Source organism: Pseudomonas sp. 21615526, from assembly GCF_013386245.1.
Lineage (GTDB): Bacteria > Pseudomonadota > Gammaproteobacteria > Pseudomonadales > Pseudomonadaceae > Aquipseudomonas.
The window spans coordinates 1-20,489 of the sequence record NZ_JACAOM010000085.1 but is presented as its reverse complement, the minus strand read 5'-3'; the positions used below and the strand labels follow the sequence as shown (position 1 = coordinate 20,489).

19 protein-coding genes are annotated in these 20,489 nt (G+C 61.7%); 9 read left to right on the top strand and 10 right to left on the bottom strand.

The features are described 5' to 3' along the window. Positions 1-352 precede the first annotated feature (352 nt). Both yejK and HX786_RS23850 read left to right on the top strand, forming a co-directional pair. Positions 353-1,357, top strand: coding sequence for a nucleoid-associated protein YejK (yejK, locus tag HX786_RS23855; protein ID WP_003212745.1), 1,005 nt, complete (start codon positions 353-355; stop codon positions 1,355-1,357). Then, on the top strand, positions 1,357-1,707 hold the full coding sequence (locus HX786_RS23850) for a glutaredoxin family protein (RefSeq protein WP_003212747.1): 351 nt from the start codon (positions 1,357-1,359) through the stop codon (positions 1,705-1,707). Before yejK ends, HX786_RS23850 begins: the two co-directional genes overlap by 1 nt. A gap of 135 nt (positions 1,708-1,842) precedes the next feature. Here HX786_RS23850 and HX786_RS23845 read toward each other — a convergent pair whose 3' ends face one another. From HX786_RS23845 to HX786_RS23820, 6 genes are all read right to left on the bottom strand, one after another. Beyond that, positions 1,843-4,083 (bottom strand): TonB-dependent receptor, encoded by a 2,241-nt coding sequence (locus tag HX786_RS23845; protein ID WP_178912670.1) that lies wholly within the window; start codon positions 4,081-4,083, stop codon positions 1,843-1,845. A 273-nt stretch (positions 4,084-4,356) separates the two neighbouring features. Continuing rightward, positions 4,357-5,346, bottom strand: coding sequence for a FecR family protein (locus HX786_RS23840; protein ID WP_003212751.1), 990 nt, complete (start codon positions 5,344-5,346; stop codon positions 4,357-4,359). After that, positions 5,343-5,903, bottom strand: a complete 561-nt coding sequence (locus HX786_RS23835; protein ID WP_003212753.1) for an RNA polymerase sigma factor — start codon at positions 5,901-5,903, stop codon at positions 5,343-5,345. Before HX786_RS23835 ends, HX786_RS23840 begins: the two co-directional genes overlap by 4 nt. Before the next feature lie 11 nt (positions 5,904-5,914). After that, complete coding sequence (locus HX786_RS23830) at positions 5,915-6,241, bottom strand: DUF3325 domain-containing protein (protein ID WP_003212755.1); 327 nt, start codon at positions 6,239-6,241, stop codon at positions 5,915-5,917. After that, a complete protein-coding gene (locus HX786_RS23825) occupies positions 6,242-7,816 on the bottom strand; it encodes a PepSY domain-containing protein (protein ID WP_177046373.1) in 1,575 nt (524 codons plus the stop codon). It lies immediately after the preceding gene. Beyond that, entirely contained in the window at positions 7,813-8,115 is a 303-nt protein-coding gene (locus HX786_RS23820) for a DUF3649 domain-containing protein (protein ID WP_003212759.1), read from the bottom strand. Before HX786_RS23820 ends, HX786_RS23825 begins: the two co-directional genes overlap by 4 nt. A gap of 159 nt (positions 8,116-8,274) precedes the next feature. Here HX786_RS23820 and HX786_RS23815 point away from each other — a divergent pair, with 159 nt between their 5' ends. The 3 genes from HX786_RS23815 (at position 8,275) to fecA (ending at position 12,137) form a co-directional block, all read left to right on the top strand. Beyond that, positions 8,275-8,763: a sigma-70 family RNA polymerase sigma factor gene (locus HX786_RS23815; protein WP_177035647.1), complete on the top strand. Its 489-nt coding sequence runs from the start codon at positions 8,275-8,277 to the stop codon at positions 8,761-8,763. Continuing rightward, on the top strand, positions 8,760-9,701 hold the full coding sequence (locus HX786_RS23810; protein ID WP_134325774.1) for a FecR domain-containing protein: 942 nt from the start codon (positions 8,760-8,762) through the stop codon (positions 9,699-9,701). The genes HX786_RS23815 and HX786_RS23810 overlap by 4 nt, the downstream gene beginning before the upstream one ends. A gap of 90 nt (positions 9,702-9,791) precedes the next feature. Beyond that, positions 9,792-12,137, top strand: coding sequence for a TonB-dependent Fe(3+) dicitrate receptor FecA (fecA, locus tag HX786_RS23805; protein WP_178912669.1), 2,346 nt, complete (start codon positions 9,792-9,794; stop codon positions 12,135-12,137). On the opposite strand, the gene HX786_RS23800 is transcribed toward fecA, so the two are convergent. Beyond that, the gene (locus tag HX786_RS23800; RefSeq protein WP_008438547.1) at positions 12,138-13,010 is read right to left on the bottom strand and encodes a LysR family transcriptional regulator; all 873 of its coding nucleotides are present in this window, start codon (positions 13,008-13,010) and stop codon (positions 12,138-12,140) included. Between the two features lie 104 nt (positions 13,011-13,114). On the opposite strand from HX786_RS23800, the gene HX786_RS23795 reads away from it, so the two are divergent. After that, complete coding sequence (locus tag HX786_RS23795; protein ID WP_178912668.1) at positions 13,115-14,623, top strand: MFS transporter; 1,509 nt, start codon at positions 13,115-13,117, stop codon at positions 14,621-14,623. A 72-nt stretch (positions 14,624-14,695) separates the two neighbouring features. On the opposite strand, the gene HX786_RS23790 is transcribed toward HX786_RS23795, so the two are convergent. Further along, positions 14,696-15,106 (bottom strand): HPF/RaiA family ribosome-associated protein, encoded by a 411-nt coding sequence (locus HX786_RS23790; protein WP_003212772.1) that lies wholly within the window; start codon positions 15,104-15,106, stop codon positions 14,696-14,698. A 211-nt stretch (positions 15,107-15,317) separates the two neighbouring features. Further along, positions 15,318-16,265: a LysR substrate-binding domain-containing protein gene (locus HX786_RS23785; RefSeq protein WP_003212775.1), complete on the bottom strand. Its 948-nt coding sequence runs from the start codon at positions 16,263-16,265 to the stop codon at positions 15,318-15,320. 137 nt (positions 16,266-16,402) lie between these two features. Between HX786_RS23785 and HX786_RS23780 the strand changes: the two genes are divergently transcribed. The 3 genes from HX786_RS23780 to HX786_RS23770 all read left to right on the top strand — a co-directional run bounded on the left by HX786_RS23780 (position 16,403) and on the right by HX786_RS23770 (position 19,753). After that, on the top strand, positions 16,403-17,779 hold the full coding sequence (locus HX786_RS23780; RefSeq protein WP_177008189.1) for an L-serine ammonia-lyase: 1,377 nt from the start codon (positions 16,403-16,405) through the stop codon (positions 17,777-17,779). Between the two features lie 60 nt (positions 17,780-17,839). Continuing rightward, positions 17,840-19,135 carry a serine/threonine transporter gene (locus tag HX786_RS23775; protein ID WP_178912667.1) on the top strand — a complete coding sequence of 432 codons (1,296 nt, stop codon included), beginning with the start codon at positions 17,840-17,842 and terminating at the stop codon, positions 19,133-19,135. A 300-nt stretch (positions 19,136-19,435) separates the two neighbouring features. Beyond that, complete coding sequence (locus tag HX786_RS23770) at positions 19,436-19,753, top strand: DUF3509 domain-containing protein (protein WP_003212781.1); 318 nt, start codon at positions 19,436-19,438, stop codon at positions 19,751-19,753. Here HX786_RS23770 and HX786_RS23765 read toward each other — a convergent pair. Further along, positions 19,750-20,238, bottom strand: coding sequence for a phosphate-starvation-inducible protein PsiE (locus HX786_RS23765; protein ID WP_003212783.1), 489 nt, complete (start codon positions 20,236-20,238; stop codon positions 19,750-19,752). The genes HX786_RS23770 and HX786_RS23765 overlap by 4 nt on opposite strands. Positions 20,239-20,489: the final 251 nt, after the last annotated feature.

Here is a 20,489-nt window from a genome sequence, read left to right as displayed (position 1 = left end):
GTGTCAGCCATCGAGCCCTGCCATCAAGGCCTGGCACCCAAGGGCTATAACCACGAAGATCGGGGTTATAGATACCTGAAACCGGGTTTGGTTCGACCTGACAAATGCTGAATGCACGCTTAACGCCCAGACTGCGCGTAAGACGGGGCAAAACTAGCACAGAGACGGGGAAATATCCGCCTCAACATACCCATTTGGTCAGCTTTATCGCTCTAAACCGTGAAAAAAAGGCATATGGCCCGTCGGATGGCGCTCAAAACGCCCTCCGAACAGCGCCATCCCCAGCGGGTGCGGTACACTGGCGACTTTTTCCGGGAGCCCCACCCCTCCCCTTCAACCAGCCGAGAAGCCCATGCCGATCCGTCATTGCATCGTCCACCTGATCGACAAAAAACCCGACGGCACCCCTGCAGTTCTCCACGCCCGCGACTCCGAGCTTGCCGAGTCGGCCGCGATCGAGAACATGCTCGCCGACCTCAACGAGAGCTACAACGCCAAACAAGGCAAGGCCTGGGGCTTTTTCCATGCCGAGTCCGGCGCGCATCCGTTCAGTGGCTGGTTGAAGGAATATTTCGACGGTGGCAAGGATTTCACCGCCTTCAGCCGCATTGCGGTGGAACACCTGCAGAAGCTGATGGAGGAGTCCAACCTCTCCACCGGCGGCCACGTGCTGTTTGCCCACTATCAACAGGGCATGACCGATTACCTGGCGATCGCCCTGCTGCACCACAGCGAAGGCGTGGCCGTGACCGACCAGCTGGACGTGACGCCGTCGCGCCACCTCGACCTTGGCCAACTGCACCTCGCAGCGCGGATCAACGTGTCCGAGTGGCAGAACAACAAGCAGTCCAAGCAATACATCTCCTTTATCAAGGGCAAGAACGGCAAGAAGGTCTCGGAGTACTTCCGCGACTTTATCGGCTGCCAGGAAGGCGTCGACGGTCCGGGCGAAACCCGCACCCTGCTCAAGGCCTTCAGCGACTTCGTTGAAAGCGAGGATCTGCCGGACGAGTCCGCCCGCGAGAAAACCAAGACCCTGGTGGACTACGCCAGCAGCCAGGCCAAGCTCGGCGAGCCGATGGGCCTGGAAGAGCTGTCCGGGTTAATCGATGAAGATCGGCCAAAAGCCTTCTACGATCACATCCGCAACAAGGACTACGGCCTGTCGCCGGAAATCCCGGCGGATAAACGCACCCTCAACCAGTTCCGCCGTTTCACCGGGCGTGCCGAAGGCTTGTCCATCAGCTTTGAAGCGCACCTGCTGGGCGACAAGATCGAATACGACGAAGCCGCCGGCACCTTGATCATCAAGGGCCTGCCGACCCAACTGACCGACCAGCTCAAGCGTCGCAACTGATGCTGGGCGGGGTTCTGAAGAAAGTCCTGCTGGTGTTGCTGGTGGTGGTGGTTTTCCAGAACTGGGGCAAGATCGAGCGGTTGTTCAACCCCTCCCAGGTGGTGCCGGAGCAGACACGCGCGGCAGCGCGCGTGGTGCTGTATTCCACCGAGTGGTGCGGCTACTGCAAACAGATCCGGCGCTTTCTGGATTCCAAGGGGATTCCCTACCAGGCGTTTGATATCGAGAAGGACGCCCAGGCGCGCAAGGCGTACGAGGCGTTGGGGGGCGGCGGGATTCCGTTTGTGGACGTGAACGGCACGCTGATTCGCGACTACAACCCGGAAGCGATCATGGCGGCCCTGAAGTAACTCACTCTGTAAAATACCGCAGATCAAATGTGGGAGCGGGCTTGCTCGCGAATGCGCTGGTTCAGTCAATACATCTGGCGACTGATCCACCGCTTTCGCGAGCAAGCCCGCTCCCACATTGGGTTTGCGTACGCGTTAGAAATTGGCCTCCAGGGAAACCATCGCCGTACGCTCTTCACCCACGTTGTAATACGCCGAACTGGCCGCCAGGCCATTCACCGGCGCCGAGTTGAACGACACGGTGCGCGCCGAGCTCAGGTATTCCTTGTCGAACACATTGAGCATCGAGAAGCGCAGCGCGGCCGACTTGAAGACCTTCTTGTCCACCGGCAGGTAGATACCGGCGTTGAGGTCGAACACGGTGCGCCCGGAGATTTTCTCGTTGTTGGTCAAATCACCGTAGAACGCCCCGACATACTTGCCGGCAATGTTGCCGTAGTAGCGCTTGTCGTCGTAACCAAACACCAGGTTGAGCATGTTTTCCGGCACGTTGGCCAACTGGTTGCCCTTGGTCGGTAACAACACGTTCTTGCTGACAAAGTCGTCCTGCTGCTCGGACTTGGTATAGGTGTACGACGCGTAGTAGTTGAAGTTGTACGGCAGCAGGCCGCTCCACTCCAACTCCAGGCCTTTGTTGGTCACGTCACCGACGTTGGCCATCACGTAGTCACCGTTCAAGTCGGTGGTCGACAGCTGACGGTCCTTGAAGGTGATGTAGAACAGGGTGGCGCTCAGGGCCATTTTCTCTTCGGTGTAGCGCCAGCCCAGTTCCTGGTTCCAGCTCAGTTCGGGGTTGAGGTTGAGCGAGTCACCCTTGTTGTACAGCACGTAGTTCTGCGGTGTGCGCATGTTGCGAGTGACGTTGTAGAACGCCTGGTTGCTCTCGTCGACCTGGTACTTGGCACTGAAGTTCGGCAGGAACTGATGGTAGCGGGCGTTACGCTTTTCCGGCTTGTCGTACAGGCTACCGAGGTTGTCGCCGTCACGTTCGACGTACTGGTACGCCAGCCCGCCGACAAAGCTCAGGTCTGGCGTGGCTTGCCAGCTGTCCTGCACCCACAGCTTCTGGGCCGGGGTCACGGTGTACTGGTGGCGCCCCTGGACAGTCTTGCCGTTCTTGTCGACCACCTGGCCGCCGCTGTTGTAATCGCCCCAGACGTCGTCCGGTGCACCTTCGCTGTTGATCCCTATATACGGCTGGGTCTGGCGCTGGCGAGCGCGCTCGTACCAGTAGCCGTAATCCAGGCTGTGTTCCTCGTTGATGTCCCATTTCATTTTGACCGTCACGCCAGGGCGCCAGGTTTCGGTCCACGAGGGGCGATAGTAGTTGGCCGACTTGAGGTTGCTCAGGTCGTAGTTGCCACTCTTGTCGGACTTCGGCCCCAGGTTGGTCGCGGTCTGGCCGCTGAAACTGCCGCCGTTGCCCCAGTAGTAGTAAGGCGCAACCGTCAGGGCCAGGTCATCACGCAGGCGCCAGCGCTGGGTGAAGGTGGTCATGACACTTTCAAATGGGTTGCGGTTGAGCTTGTAGGAAGACGACAGCAATCCGTTCTTGTAGACCGGCGTTTCCGCGTAATCCAGGCGGCGGCCCTGTTGCTGGAACTGGCTCTTGCTCAGCGTGTTGTAGTTGTAGTTTTCCTGGGTGTTGTACTTCATGGTGAAGTTGCTGGTGTTGCCGTTGTCGTCTTCGAACAGCGTGCTCCACTCCACCTTGTCGCCCCGCAAGGAGCCCTTGCCGCGCCACTTGTCGCCCTCGGTGTGAGAGGCCGACACCCAGGTCTTGAAGCCGCCGAGGTCGCCGGTGTTGATGCGGGCGAAGGACTTTGTCAGGTTGTTCGAACCCATGGATTGCTTGACGAACAGCCCCGGCTCCTTGGTCGGCCGAATGGTGACCATGCCGATATTGCCGCCGCTGGAACCAATGTGTGGGCCGTCCGCTTCCGAGGAGCCCTGGGTGACAAATACTTCGCCGACGTTTTCCGGGTCGCCCAATTGGTTGGCGTAAACACCGTAGCTGCCGGAGTCGTTGATCGGCACGCCGTCCATGGAAACCCCGACCTGATCGGAGTTCATGCCGCGCATGGTGAAGCTGGTGCCGCTCATGCCGCTGGCGTCGTCGTTGGAAACGTTGATGCCCGGGGTGTACTTGAGCTTGTCGATGGCGTTGGCCGTCGGGGACATTTCGTCCATGGCTTCCTTGGTCACCGTGGACCGGGCCTTGGCACTTTCTTCCTGAATCATGTGGCCGGTGCCCAGGGTACGTTCGCCGGCGACGTGCACCGAACCGACATCCTGGGAATCGTCTGCCAGAACCAGCGGCGCAAAGCCGCCCAGGCCCGATGCTAAAAGCAGGGCATAGAGTTTGTTGTAGGTCACGAGTAGATCCCTTACATGCATCTATCTGTTGTTATGGGGGAGGTATTGGCGATCTCGGCTGGGTGAACAGCGCCGCCAATCTTCCTGACCACCTGCTCAGGAATCCGAGGATCATCCGTGCATCACGTAACGATTTGGTTACAGGTTTTGGCGATTGCGATGAAGGTTAAATGAAAGGTCCACACACACGGATGTGCCAAGGCATGGGGATTTTCAAGGGAAGGTGGTGCAAGTAATGACAGCGCCACGCCATTGCGGCGTAGCGCTCTGTATCTAGCGCAATACGATCATCCGACCGAGCAGCGAGTGTTGTTCAAACCCCAGGACCGCCTGCAGCGCGTTGAGTACCGCTTGCGGATCCTTGCTCGGAAAACTACCGCTGACACGCCGGGCGCCGAGGTCTTCGTTGAGCAGCAGAATGCGCCCCGGATAGTAGCGGCCGAGGTCTTGCACCACATCGGCCAGCGGCGCCTTGTAGTAGTTGAGCCAACCATCGCGCCAGGCCAGGCGCGACTCGCTATCGACCGCGTGCAGCTCATCGGCGACACCGTCGGCGTAGGCCACTTGCTGGCCGGCCGTCAGAATCTGTTGCTGAGCATACTTCGACGGCGTTACTCCAACCCGACCGGACAACACCGTCACCTGCGCACCTGCCGGTTGCAGGCGCACCTCAAACTGCGTGCCGAGCACCCGTGCTTCGCCGCTGCCGGCCTCGACCACAAAGGATTCGCCAGTGTGGGTCACACTGAAAAAACCGGCGCCACGGCGTAGCTGGATATGGCGCTCGCCATGCTTGAAATCCACTGCGATCGCACTGTCGGCGTCCAGGGTGACCTGGCTTTGATCGGCCAGGGTCACGGTCTTCACCTCACCCGGCGCGGTGACGTAATCCGCGCCGAAGTCATCGACCCAGCGTGACGGCTGCCAGCCGGCGCCCATCGAGATCATCACCAGCAGGCAGGCGGCCATGGCCAGGGCGCCAGACCAGCGCCGCACGCTGGAGCGTTTCGAGGTATTCATCGCGTTCAAGTAACCCTGCAGCGCCAGGGCATCCTCATCCGCCAACGTTCTGGCCGGTACTTCACTCAATTCCCACAGCACCTGGGCCTGGGCGTAGGCTTCCACATGCGCAGGATCGGCCCGCAGCCAACGGCTGAACGTGGCCTGGTCGCCACTGCTGGGCTGGTCATGCAACAGGCTCAACCAGGCCAGTGCGGCCTGTTCCTGGTCGGGCGTCGGGGTGACGCGGGCAGTGGCGTTCACGGAGCTTTCCTTGGCGATGGTTCACGAAGGCTGGCCTTGCAGGCTTCGAGGGCACGCATCATATGTTTTTCCACGGCGCTTTGGGACAGGCCCATGGCCTTGGCGATTTCCGCGTACTTGCGGCCATGGATGCGGTTGAGCAGGAAAATCTGCCGGGTACGTTCCGGCAGGCTGCGCAAGGCTGCTTCAACGTGACGCAGATCATTGCCCGCCTCCAGCGCGGCCTGGGGTTCGCAGCCCTGGTTATCCTGTTGTTCCGGCAGCCAGCCTTCGCTGCTGCGCACCCGGGCGCCTTCGCTGCGCAGGTGGTCGATGGCGATATTGCCGGCGCAGCGCAGCAGGTAGGTGCTGAGCTCCTCGACCTGCACCAGCGGCCGGCGCCAGAAGCGCAGGAACAAATCCTGCACCAGGTCCGCCGCCGTCGCACGGCAGCCCACGCGGCGGCTGACCAGCGCTTCCATCTGCGAGCGCTGGGACAGGAACACTTGCAGGAAATGCGCCCGTCCGCCCGCCGCGTCTGCGTGCTGCTCTGGGTGTTCGGGAGGCGTGGTGATCATTAACGGTGGACTCAAAGGGTCGCGAAGGCCGCAACCGGGCTGGCCAGCAGGCCGAGGCCCGCCAGGATCAAGGCCAGCCTTGGCCGATACGGCAACAGCAACACCAGCAACAACCCGCTGAGCATCAAGACCGCGCACCACTCCACCAACCCCTGGCTCCACCCGGTCGCGAGCACCGCCGGCCAGATCGAGACAATCAACAGCAGCCAGCCGCCCACGCGCAAACCCAGGCGCCGACGAGGCGAAGGTTTACTGTGCAGCAGTTCGCCATGGTGCCGGTCCATGGACAGGCACAACGCGGTAAACCCTGCGTAACACAGCAATAGCGCCAGGAGCATTCAGTTCACCTCGCCCTTGAGGGTCAATGGCCGGGCACGTTCGGCCTTAGGCTGAGGGACGCGGCGGTGCTGCATTTTCCAGGCAGCCCAGGCGAGGAACACACCGCTGCCCAGGCACGTCAGGTCGAAGCCGGCCATGGCCCAGTCGCCGTTGGCCAGGGTCACACCCAAATGCTGGGTCGTGGTCAGCGCGTTGAGCACCGGCACGCCGATAAACAGCAGCGCGCCCACACTCAATTGCTCAACCCAGCCGCGGCGCCCCTGGCGAACAATCGCGTGCACGACGCTCAAGCCCCAGGCAATAAAGAAGGCTTGTACTTCCCAGTCCGAGCGCCCGGCAAAGCTGGCCGGCAACAGGCGGTTGGCCCAGAAGAATGCAGCGATGGCGATCATCAAGCCGGACATGCTGGCGATGTTCAGCACTTCCACCAGCCGCAGCTCAAAGGGCAGCACACCGGTTTTGGTGTGCTTGAGCTGACGCTTGCCCAGCCACATCACCAGCCCGGTGCCGATCATTGCCGTGCCCGCGAGGCCACAGATGAAATACAGCCAGCGCAATACCGGGCCGGCGAAATGGCCCATGTGCAAACCGTAGAAGCTGCCACCAATCGCCGCCGGCAGCGACTGCTCGCCGCTCACCCGCAACAGTTCGCCGGTAGTGCCGTTGAATGAGACGGTGCTGCCAAAGTCATGCACCACTCGATCCGACCCGGCGCGGAACACATTGACCGAAGCGTTTACATCGCTTGGATTATTCACCACCAGCCGTCCGACATGCCCGCCGGCCCATTGCCCGCGCGCCTGCTCGTACATCGGACCCAGTGGCAGCAATTGCCCCGGCTGGCCGAGGGCCGGCGCATTGTCGGTGGCCGGAAACACATCGTTGAAGAACGCACGGGTATCGTTGCCGTAGGAAGCGAGGATGCTCGCCGGCATTACCATGCTCATGAAAATCACCAGGCTGCTGTAGGTGATCATCAAGTGGAACGGCAACACCAGCACGCCCACGGCGTTGTGCCCGTCGAGCCAGGAACGCTGGCCCTTGCGCGGGCGGAAGGTGAAGAAGTCCTTGAAGATTTTCTTGTGGGTGATGATCCCGGTGATCAACGCCACGAACATCACCATCGCGGCGATGGTCGACAGCCAGCGCCCCCACGGATAGGGCATTTGCAGCTGGAAGTGGAAACGATAGAAGAATTCGCCGCCCATGCTTTCCCGGGCCTGGACCTGCTGGCCGCTGACGGGATCGAGGAGTTTTTCGACGAAATTGCCGCGTTTGCCCGGGTCGACCTTGTCTTGCCACATCACCGACAGGCCCGGCTCACGGCTGCTCGGCAAGGTGATAAACCAGCGCGCGGCATTGGGCGCCTGGTGTTGCAGATAGGTTTGGGCGGCGGCCAGGCTACGGGCGTCATCGACGGGATGCGCCTGCACTTCGGGCTGCATCCAGTGGGTAATTTCGTCCTTGAAATACGACAGGGTGCCCGTCAGGAAAATCGCAAACAGCAGCCAGCCAAAGATCAGCCCGGCCCAGGTGTGCAACCAGGCCATGGCCTGGCGGAAGCCCTCTTTCATGTGCGCGCCATCCAGTACGCCAACCCGGCGAACGTGGCCATTATCGCGCTGGGCAGCAACACGCCAAACCAGGCGCGCCAGGCCGTGCGGCAGGCGAAGCACCAGATGACCGCCAACAGGTAGAACACAAACGAACTCAGCATGCCGCTGATCACCGCATCGGCGCGGCTGGTGGGCAGCCACAGCGTCATGCACACGCTGGCCAGCGAGGCCAGCAGGTAACCGCCGACCACAGCCGCCAGCACCCGCGAAGTCACGGCAAGACGGTAGGAAACGGGAAGTGAGGTTTTGCGTTTCATGCACAAGGCGCCAGGTTCGTCAGTGCGCAATATTAATGATAAAGGTTCTCATAAGCAAAAGAGAACGCATCACTGGCAATTGCCGAACCCGCCTGCGCGCCCTACAATGCGAACAATTCTTGTTCTCTAAAGCATGCCCATGCTGCCGGAGTGTGCGCGTTGCAGCCGTCCAACACCGTCGAAGTCCTGTACCACGACCATCACCACTGGCTCACCGGCTGGTTGCGACGCAAGCTCGGCTGCCCGGAAAGCGCCGCCGACCTGGCCCAGGACACCTTCATCCGCGTGCTCACCGCACGGGAAACACCGACGCTGATCGAACCTCGCGCCTTCCTCACCACCATCGCCAAGCGTGTGCTGTGCAACCATTACCGCCGCCAGGACCTGGAGCGCGCCTACCTCGACGCCCTGGCGCAAATGCCCGAACACGTGGCGCCGTCGGAGGAAGAGCGGGCAATCATCCTGCAAACCCTGATGGAGCTGGACCAGTTGCTGGACGGCCTGGCGCCCCTGGTCAAACGCGCGTTCCTGCTGTCCCAGCTCGACGGCCTGACCTACGCGCAAATCGGCGCAGAACTGGGCATCTCCATCGCCACGGTCAAGCGTCACCTGAATAAAGCGGCGATGCGCTGCTACTTCGCCCTATGAGTTTCTCAACGCAAGTCGCCGAACAAGCGGTGCACTGGCTGATGGAAATGCAGCAGGGCCCGCTCAACCCACGTAAACAGGCGGCCTGGCAACAGTGGCTGGACGCCCACAGCGAACATCAGCGGGCCTGGGAGCACATCCAGCGAGTGAACCAGCGCTTGCGCGGGATGCCATCACCCCTGGCCCATGCCGCCTTGAATGCGCCGAAATCCAGCAGTCGCCGCCAGGCCCTGAAATTGTTGCTGATACTCGGCGCCGGGTCGGCAGCGGCCTGGGGTTTGCGCCAGCAACATATCCTGCCGCCGTTGAGTGCCGACTACCGCAGCCCCATCGGCCAACGGCGCAAGTTCCAGCTGGCGGATGGCAGCCAGTTGCAGCTCAACACCGGCAGTGCGGTGGATGTGCATTTTGATGGCCAGCAACGCTTGATCCGCCTGCTCGAAGGCGAAATCCTGCTGACCGCCAAACCCGGCAACGCCCCGCTGCGGGTCATCACTTCCCAGGGCCTGCTCAGCGCCCAGGCCGCGCGGCTGAACGTGCGGCAATTCAACGATCACACACAACTGGCGGTGTTTGATGGGCACGTTGACGTGATGCCCAACACCTATAGCGGTTTGCCGTTGTCGGTGGAGAAAGCCCATCAGGTCAATTTCACCCGCAAAGGCTGGGACACCGCCCGCCCCACCGACGCCGGCAGCGGCGCCTGGGCCGACGGCATGCTGGTGGCGGCCCACATGCGCCTGGAAGATTTCCTCGCCGAATTGAGCCGTTATCGCCGTGGCCAGCTCAATTGCGACCCGCAGGTGGCCAACCTGCTGATTTCCGGCAGCTACCCGCTGGACGACAGCGAACGAATCCTGGACCTGCTGCAAGTCAGCCTGCCGGTCAGGGTTCGGCGGTTTACCCGCTACTGGGTCACTGTCGAAGCCCGTGCCTGAAATATTTTCAAAACCCGTGAGCCGTTTTCCGCACCTCGCGTGACAGAGAAGGAAAGCCACCTTGATCCTTCCTTCTCAGGACCGCACTTCATGCCCCAGCAACCGACTCGCCTGACGCCACTCGCCCGCACCCTGCGCCACTTGTTGCTGGGGGCCAGCCTCAGTTTCAGCGCCCTGCCCTATGCGGTGGCGGCTGACGCCAAGCCCTACCGCATCGCCCCTACGTCACTGGAAGCGGCGCTGAATCAATTTGGCCGGGAAGCCGGCGTGCTGATTTCATTTGGCTCGGACGTGACCGCCGGCGTGCAAAGCCACGGCCTGTCGGGCAACTACACCGCTGAAGAAGGCTTGAATGCGTTGCTCAAAGGCACCGGCCTGCAAGCCCGTGCCGAGGGCAACAACGCCTTCAGCCTGCAACCGGCGAATGCTCCGGCCACCCTCGAATTGGGCACCTCCAACGTGGTCGGCGACTGGCTGGGGGACGCGGCGCAAACCAACGTCTTCGAGCACCCGGGCGCCCGGGACGTGATCCGCCGCGAAGAATTCGAACGCCAGGGCGCCACCCAGGCCCGCGACGTGCTCAACCGCATTCCCGGGGTCAACGCCCCGGAAAACAACGGCACCGGCAGCCACGACATGGCGCTGAACTTCGGCATTCGCGGGCTCAACCCACGCCTGGCCTCGCGCTCCACGGTCTTGATGGACGGCATCCCGGTGCCGTTCGCGCCGTATGGCCAGCCGCAGTTGTCGTTCGCGCCCATCAGCATGGGCAACATGGATGCCGTGGACGTGGTACGGGGCGGCGGCGCAGTGCGTTATGGCCCGCAGAACGTCGGCGGCATCGTCAACTTCGTCACGCGCGCGATTCCCGATGCGCCAACGGTGAAAGGCGGCCTGCAAACCGAAACCAGCCCGTCCTCCAGCCACGATGGCTTCAAGACCACCGGCAACCTGCTGGCCGGCGGCACGGCGGACAACGGCCTGGGCGGCGCGATCCTGTATTCCGGCACCCGTGGTGGTGACTGGCGCGAAAACAGCGACACCCGCATCGACGACCTGATCCTCAAGGGCAAATACCAGTTGGACGACGCCAACAGCTTCAACGCCATGGCGCAGTACTACGAAGGCAAGGCCGATATGCCCGGTGGTTTGAGCACTGCGGCCTACAAGGCCGACCCCTACCAGTCCACCCGCCCCTACGACCAGTTCTGGGGCCGGCGTACCATGTTCAACGCGGGCTATCGCTACCAGGAAGATCGCCGGGAATTCACGGTCAACAGCTTCTTCACCACCACCCTGCGCAGCGGTTACCTGGACCAGGGCAATTTCCTCTCCCTGTCGCCCCGCGAGTATTGGGTACGCGGCCTGGAAACCCGTTTCGCCCAAGGCTTCGACCTCGGCCCAACCAGCCACGAAGTCGGCGTGGGCTACCGCTACATCAACGAGGCCGGCCACGAACTGCGCTACCGCACGCCGATTTCCGCCAATCAGCAACTGCCGACCACCGACAGCCGCAACGACCGCGACACCCGGGGCAGCACCGAAGCCAATGCGTTCTTCGTCGACGACCGGATAGATATCGGCAAGTGGACCATCACCCCGGGCATCCGCTACGAGATGATCGAGTCCCAGCAGACCAACAACCTCAGCAACGTCAAATACAAAGGCGACTACAACACCGCCCTGCCGGCGCTGAACGTGCTCTACCACCTGACCGACGACTGGAACCTCTATGCCAACACCGAAGGGTCGTTCGGCAGCGTGCAGTACAGCCAGATGCCCAACCGCGTGACCAGTGGCGAAGTGAAGCCGGAAAAAGCCCGCACCTGGGAACTCGGCACACGCTATGACAACGGCACCTTGCGCGCCGAAATCGGCGCGTTCCTGATCAACTTCGACAACCAGTACGACAGCAACCAGACCAACGACACCGTGATCGCCCGCGGCGAAACCCGCCATCAGGGCATCGAGTCCAGCATCAACTACGCCCTCGACGGCTTGAGCCCGGCGCTCGCCGGTTTTGATGTGTACGCCACCTACGCCTACGTCGACGCCACCATCCGCGAAGACGGCCCGAACAAAGGCAACCGCGTGCCCTTCTCCTCCAAGCACAAGGGCACCCTGGGCGTGGGTTACACCGAAGGTCGCTGGAAGTTGAATGTGGACAGCAGCTACCAGAGCAGCCAGTTTGCCGACAACGCCAACACTGAAGCAGAAAGTGCTGATGGCAGCACCGGACGCATTCCTGGCTACATGCTGTTCAGCAGCCGCGCGGCGTACGACTTTGGCCCGCAGCTGTCGGATTTGAACGTGGCGGTGGGTGTGAAAAACATCTTCAACAAGCAGTACTACACCCGCTCGTTTGACGATAACAACAAGGGCAAATACGTCGGCGAGCCGCGCACGCTGTATGTGCAGACGTCCATCGCGTTCTGATCAGCTACCCGCCAGGCACGACGGTGTGCCGGCCACCAACGCGTCGATGGCGCATCGGGTCTTGGCCGGCATGTGCGTCGCCGTGGGCCAGATGACATGGATCGGCATCGGTTGCTCGCGGTGGCCCGGCAGCACCGCCTGCAATTGCCCGCGCAACACGTAGTGGGCGATCAGCCAACTGGGCAACCAGGCCAGGCCGACCCCGGCGATGGCGGCATCGGCCACGGCCTGCAGGTCATCGAGGATCAACGGCGAGGCGACTCGCTCGCGGTGCGGGGCATTGCTGCGATAGGCAATGCCCCGGTGCCCGGCCAGGTCGTCGATGGAGTCAATACGAGGTGTGCGCTGCAAGTACGCGGGTGACGCCGCCAGGGCAATCGCCTGTTCGCCGAGGCGACGTGCACTCAAGCGGTCGGTGTCAGGCAATGCGCCAATGCGCACCGCCAGGTCGAAGCCTTCCTGCGCCAAGTCGATCAATCGGTCGGAGAAGGAAATCTCGATTTCCAGTTGCGGAAAACGGTCCATCAGCCCCCACAACGCAGGCGCCGCATAGTGGTGGCCGAATGCCAAAGGCAGGCTCGCCCGTAACCGCCCTCGTGGCTGCTGGCGGCCACTTTCCAGCACGGATTCAGCCGCTTCCAGCTCTGCCAGTGCACGCAGGCAGTGCTCGTAGTAGGCCTGCCCGTCTTCGGTCAAACGCTGGCGCCGGGTGGAGCGTTGCAATAAAGACGTCCCCAGCCGCGCTTCCAGACGTGCCAGGCCTTTGCCCACCGCCGAGCGCGTGAGATTCAGCCGTTCGGCGGCCTCCGTCAGATTGCCGCTCTCGACGATCTGCAAAAACAGTTCAACACCATCAAAACGCGGAGTGGCCATGGTCGTTTGTCGCCCTATATTCCCTTATCACAGGAAGAAGTATCGCTAATAAAGAATCAGATTCCCGTGAAAATGACACCTTCCCCCATTGAAAGGAAGAGGCCATGCCACCCGACGCCGTTGTATCCGCCATCAACCCGCCACGTACCGCCCGGGACGGCCTTGCACTCACCGCCGTGTGCCTGGTGGCGCTGATGTTCGGGCTGGAGATTTCCAGCGTGCCGGTCATCCTGCCCACCCTTGAGCAGCAACTGGGCACCGGCTTCCAGGACGCCCAATGGATCATGAACGCCTACACCCTGGCCTGCACCAGCGTGCTGATGGCCGCCGGCACATTGGCCGATCGTTTTGGCCGCCGACGCATGCTGGTGCTGTGCCTGTGGGTATTCGGGCTGGCTTCGCTGGCCAGCGGGCTGGCGAACGATGCGTCCACGCTGATCGCGGCGCGTTTTGTCCAGGGCGTGGGAGGCGGGGCGATGATGATCTGCCAGTTCGCGATCCTGTCGCACCAGTTCCGCGAGCCGGCGGCCCGGGCCCGGGCCTTTGCGGTGTGGGGCGTGATCGCCGGGGTGGGCCTGGGTTTCGGGCCGATGGTGGGGGCATTGATCCTGGCGGTGGCGGATTGGCGCTGGGTGTTCCTGGTGCATGTGCCGTTGACCTTGTTCACTCTGGTGTTGCTGCGCATCAGCGTGCAGGAATCCCGTGACCCGGCGGCCCATCGCCTCGATATAGCCGGTATGGCCACCCTCACCCTGGCAGTGTTCGCCCTGGTTTATTTCATCACCCAGGGCACCGAGAGCGGCTTTGCCACCCCGGCCATGCTCGGCTGGGCCGGACTGTCGGTGGGCAGCCTGTTGTTGTTCGTGGTTGTCGAGCGGCGCAGCCTGCATCCGATGTTCGACTTCTCGGTGTTTCGCATCCCGCGCTTCAACGGCGCGCTGATGGGCTCGATCGGCATGAACTTCAGCTTCTGGCCCTTCATGATCTACCTGCCGCTGTATTTCCAGGCCGGCCTGGGCTACGACACCATGCTCACCGGGCTCGCCCTGCTCGCCTATACCCTGCCCACGTTGGTGGTGCCGCCGCTGGCTGAACGCCTGGCCCTGCGCTATGGCGCCGAACGCATCATTCCATTGGGCCTGGGCCTGATGGGCGTGGGGTTTGTGACAATGGCGGCGATCAATCATAGCGGCCAACCCAGTGTGGCATGGGTCCTGATCGCCTGTGGGATTGCCGGCAGCGGCTTGGCGTTTACCAACTCGCCCACCACCAACACCACCACCGGATCAGTTTCATCCGACCGCGCAGGGATGGCCTCGGGCATCGACTTCAGTGCACGTCTGATCACCCTGGCGCTGAATATCGCGTTGATGGGGTTGGTGTTGATACTCGGGATCGCTCACTACCTGGCTGGCATATTGCCTGGCACGGCACAGTTGGCCACCCTCAGTCAGGACATCGCCGCCGGCAGGCTGGACGTGTTGCCGCAGGGCCCACTGATCGCCCAGGCCGCGCTGCGCAACGGTGCGGGCTGGGCCATGTTGTATGCCGGCGTTGGAGCGTGCGCACTGTCGGCCTTGAGCGCCTGTTTTTTCCGGCGCAGCCCGCGCTGACCTTTTGCGCATAAAAAAACGGGCCTGCATCTGCAGGCCCGTTTTCAGTGGGGTTGAAAAAAGTATCAGCTATCAGCCGTTAAGCGCAGCCTGTTCGTTTTCCAGGAATTCCTCTTCTAGCTCGGCCTCGTCGGCCTTGGTATTGGGCAGGCTTTGACCCGCGGCGCGTGGTTTGCCGCGCAGTTTGCCGTACAGATGCTCCAGGGCATGCTCCAGCTTGGTCGCTGCGCCATCGATCGCCTGTTCCAGCGTATCGGCTTTATGGAGGACCGAAAGCGGTTGATGGCCTTTTGGCCGTGCTTCCAGTCGGCAACTCAGATCGTGTGGGCCGGGCTTGTCACCGTTCTCGTCCCGCAGGTAAACCTCGACGCGGGTCAGATCTTCTTCGTAACGTTCGAGCGTGCTCTCAATGGTGGTACGTACCCACTCCTCCAGTCGGATGCTGCTTTCAATATGGTTATCGCTATTGACTTGGATTTGCATAGTTTTCCCTTATTTCAGCTAGCTCGCCGAAGGCCATTCCTGCTTCACCGGATGGGTGAAAACCATGACCTCCTGATTACACAATTGAGCAGACAGAGGAACATTTCAACCCCTTTGCAAAGATAAATCCCACATTACAAATTAACCCTGACTACAACCAAAAACGCTGTTAGGGTGGGGAGTTGGTTACATCTTCTTACCGCCAACTTCCTTACAATTGCCCCTCTCCCAACGGGTGCAATCCGCGAAAAATCTCCGCTTCCTCCACCAGCCAGTCATGCACCGCCCGCACGCCCGGATGGCTCAACGCACCCGGCGCGTACAGCAGCACATAGCGTTTGTGGTTGGGAACGGCGAGGCCGAATGGCACGATCAAGGTGCCGCGTTCCAGTTCGTCATTGAGCAAGGTTCGCCGGGCAATCGCCACGCCCATGCCCGCAATCGCCGCCTCGATGGTCAGGTGGTTGCGGTTGAAGGTATGCCCGCGCCGTACGTCGGCGGCGTCATAGCCGATGGCGTTCAGGTAGAACTCCCACTCTGCGTACTCATAACTCCCACGCCAGGCAGTGATGTCGTGCAGCAGCGGGAAATGCACCAGGTCAGCGGGGCCATGCAGTGGCGGTCGCCCCCGCAGCAGGCTCGGTGCACACACCGGGAAAATCTGCTCGTCCAGCAAGGCTGTGGACAACAAGCCGGGATAGCTGCCGTCGTTAAGGTCGATGGCCAGGTCGAAGTCGCCCTCATGCAGGGCGACGCTGCTGTCTTCGGCAACCATGCGCAACTGGATATCCGGGAAGCGCTGCTGCAAACGCGGCAAACGCGGGGTCAGCCATTTGCCGAGAAACGACGGGATCGAGCGCAGTCGCAAGGTGCCGCTGATCATCCCGGCGTCCAGCCGCTGCAACTCGGCATCGATGCTGCCATAGGCCTCGCCCACGGTGATCGCCAACCGCTGGCCCTCTGCGCTCAGCTCAACCCCGCGTGCGCGCCGATGGAACAGGCGAAAGCCCAGGCGCTCCTCCAGCTGACGGATTTGCTGGCTGACCGCGCCCGGGGTGATGTGCAGTTCCTCGGCGCAGCGGGTGAACGACAAATGCCGTGCCGCGCAGGAAAAAACGTGCAACCAGACGTAGGTCTGGCCATGAAGCGGGCGAGCCATAGGGTTTAGTCCTGCTAAAGGGTGTCTTAGGATAATTCGTTGGTCAGTGCCGATCCAGAGGCTCAGTATCGCGCCAATTCCGCTTGTCCTACAAAACATGGCAGCGATTTCTACTCCATTGCTTGTAAGGGTTTAGCATGGCTATCAGTGTTTTCGATCTATTCAAAGTGGGCATCGGTCCTTCCAGCTCCCATACCGTCGGCCCGATGCGGGCCGCGGCGACCTTCGTCCAAGCGCTTATCGACCAGCAATTGCTCGACGAAACCCGTCGGGTAGAAGTGCGTTTGTACGGTTCGCTGTCCGCCACCGGTGTCGGCCACGCCACCGACCGCGCCTGTGTGATGGGCCTGATGGGCGAATGGCCAGACAGCATCGACCCCACCAGTATCGGCCCACGCATCCAGCAACTGCGCGAGTCCGGCCAATTGCTGCTCGGCGGCCGCACGTCGATTGCCTTCAACTGGCAACACGACCTCCTGCTGCTGGACGAAAGCCTGCCCTACCACCCCAACGCCATGTCCCTGCATGCCTACGGCGAAAACGGCCTGTTGAGCGAGCAAACGTACTACTCGGTGGGCGGCGGTTTCATCATCGAAGCGGCGGAAGCCGAGTCCGGTATCGCGCCTACCAGCGAAGTGCAATTGCCTTACGACTTCTCCAGCGCCGTCGAGCTGTTGGCCTTGTGCAACAAGCACGGCCTGCGGGTTTCCGAGCTGATGATGGCCAACGAGCGGGCCTGGCGCAGCGATGCCGAGATCCGCAGCGGCCTGCTGCATATCTGGTCGGTGATGCGTGAATGCGTCGAACAAGGCCTGCGCCACGAAGGCATCCTGCCCGGCGGTCTGGATGTGCCACGGCGCGCCGCGAAATTGCACCGCAGCCTGCTGGAAATCGGCAAACCCAACGTCATCACCTCGACCTTGTCGGCCATGGAATGGGTCAACCTGTTCGCCCTCGCCGTCAATGAAGAAAACGCCGCCGGCGGGCGCATGGTCACCGCGCCGACCAATGGCGCGGCGGGAATCATCCCGGCGGTGCTGCACTACTACATGAAGTTCAACCCGGACGCGTCCGACGATGACGTGGTGAATTTCTTCCTGGCTGCCGCCGCCGTCGGCATCCTCTGCAAGAAAAACGCCTCGATCTCCGGCGCCGAAGTCGGCTGCCAGGGCGAAGTGGGTTCCGCCTGCGCCATGGCCGCTGCCGGCCTTGCAGACGTGCTCGGCGCATCCCCGGAGCAACTGGAAAACGCCGCCGAAATCGGCCTGGAACATAACCTGGGGTTGACCTGCGACCCGGTTGGCGGGTTGGTCCAAGTGCCGTGCATCGAGCGCAACGCCATCGCCGCGGTCAAGGCGATCAACGCCACGCAAATGGCCCTGCGCGGCGACGGCAAACACTTCATCTCCCTGGACCGCGTGATCCGCACCATGCGCGACACCGGCGCCGACATGCACGACAAATACAAAGAAACTTCACGGGGCGGCCTGGCCGTTAGCTGGGTGGAGTGCTGAGGAGCATTCCCTGATCGCCCCAACGTGAGCCCGCGCAAAAATAATAACGAGGCAATAACGATGACCGATGTACGTACACCTGCTGCCGAAAATCCCGCTGTAGACCTGACGCCGACCACCGTTACACAAGGCTGGAACAAACACGACACCACCTGGATGCTCGGCCTCTACGGCACCGCCATCGGTGCCGGCACCTTGTTCCTGCCGATCAACGCTGGCGTGGGCGGCTTCTGGCCGTTGATCGTGCTGGCGCTGCTGGCCTTCCCTATGACCTTCTTCGCCCACCGTGGGCTGACGCGCTTTGTGTTGTCGGGCAAATCCGGCGACATCACCGAAGTGGTGGAAGAACACTTCGGCATCGGCGCCGGCAAGCTGATCACCCTGCTGTACTTCTTCGCGATCTTCCCGATTTTGCTGGTGTACAGCGTGGCGCTGACCAACACCCTGACCAGCTTTATGGAACACCAACTGCACCAGGCAACACCGCCCCGGGCAATCCTGTCGCTGGTGCTGATCCTCGGCCTGATGGCCATTGTGCGCTGCGGCCAGGGCGTGATCGTCAAGGCCATGAGCGTGCTGGTGTACCCCTTCGTCGCCGCCCTGCTGCTATTGGCGGTGAGCCTGATCCCCAACTGGAACGGTGCGTTCTTCGCCTCCGCCAGCGAAGGCATGCCCCTGCCGGCCTTCTTCAAGACCTTGTGGCTGGCGATCCCGGTGATGGTGTTTTCCTTCAACCACTCGCCGATCATCTCCGCCTTCGCCGTCGACCAGAAACGCGTGTACGGCCCGCAAGCCGAACGCAAAAGCAGCGGCATCCTGGCCATGGCCCACAGCATGATGGTGCTGACGGTGATGTTCTTCTGCTTCAGCTGCGTGCTGGCCCTGTCGCCGGCTGACCTCGCCGCCGCCAAGGCGCAGAACATCTCGATCCTGTCGTACCTGGCGAACCACTTCCAGACCCCGGTCATCGCCTACGCCGCACCGTTGATCGCGCTGGTGGCGATCACCAAATCCTTCCTGGGCCACTACATCGGCGCCAGCGAAGGCTTCCAGGGCCTGATCGTCAAATCCCTGCGCGGGCGCAACCGCAGCATGTCGGCCAAGTGGCTGGAGCGCTGCACCGCGCTGTTCATGGTGCTCACCTGCTGGGCCGTGGCCACCTTCAACCCGAGCATCCTCGGCATGATCGAAACCATGGGCGGGCCGATCATCGCCTGCCTGTTGTTCCTGATGCCGATGTACGCCATCCGCCGCGTGCCATCCCTGCGCCAGTACTCGGGCCAGGCGTCCAACGTGTTTGTGGTGTTGGTCGGCTTGATTGCGCTGTCTGCGATCGTTTTTTCCGTGATGCCCTGAAACGGATCACCGAACTCAAAAACACCACCCACCCACTGTGGGAGCGGGCTTGCTCGCGAAAGCGGTCGTTCAGCTGAGCAATCATTGGCTGACACACCGCATTCGCGAGCAAGCCCGCTCCCACAGGGGAAATTTGATGGCAGGCAGATTGCTGTACGGCACGCCCCTTGCTGTACAGCTACTGAGGAAAACGGACCTTGTGAAAACCTCAGCGAGCGAATGGCCGGTGGTCAGGAAACGCGAACTAATCCCGACACCGGTCGTCAATGACTGCATGTTCTTATCAGGCGGTAACGCACCATGGACAACCCTTTTCAGATCATCACCGACACCTTCGCCCCGAAATACCGGGTCAATTTAAGCATCCAGCGGCTGGACGGCAGCATCATGCTGACCCTGTCCGATGAAGACGGCGTCGTGGCCAAACGCATGATCAGCGCCGAACAACGCAACGACCCGCAGCGCCTGAAACGGCTGGTGCAGAGTGTGCAATTCGGGATTGCGATCGAGCAGGGGCACAGCGCGATGGAGATATTGGCGGTGATGACCGATGGGGACAGCCACCAGGTACTGCAGCGGCCGCCGGTCAGCAGGCCGCCACTCAACGCAGGGTTCTAGAGCTCGCCCTTCTCTGTTTCAAGGCTCGCTTCGCCCTTGCGGCGCGGGCCTTCGACCTTCACCGACGGAAATGCCGACGACGCATACCGCACCACCAGAATCGCGAACGCCAGCAGCAGAATCCCACCGCACAGGTAGATGATGCCGATGTCGGGCGGGTTGTGGTGGGACACGTTGGAAATCAGCAGACGGGTCAGCGCCGTGATCGCCACGTAGATCAGGAAACGCACCGGCATGTGGTTGGTCTTGAAATAAATCCCGACCATCGCCCCCAGTTCCAGGTAGATGAACAGCAGCAAGATGTCATCGATCTTGATGTGCCCCGTCTCCAGCATCCCCAGAAATTCCATCACCGCGGCATAGGCGGTCACCGCACCAATGGCGAACAGTGCCAGGTAGTGGAAGGTCTCGACGAACAGATTTCCCAAGGACTCGGCCAGTTGGTGCACGGTCTTGCGCAGGTTTTCAGCCCAGTTGATTTTCACGATGATGCTTCCTTAGGTCGGCTCGACCGGATAATGCGGGTTGGACGTGACGGTTTCTCTGCATGCAGAAAAAAGGCCAGGGAACAGGAAGTGAGATGGTGGCGGGGTGATATGAGGCACTTATCTTGCTGCTTGATGATCGTTCCCACGCTCCGCGTGGGAATGCCGCCCCGGACGCTCCGCGTCCCATGCCCCAGGGTTTCGGGTAGAGGTGACGCGGAGCGTCACGGTATGCATTCCCACGCAGAGCG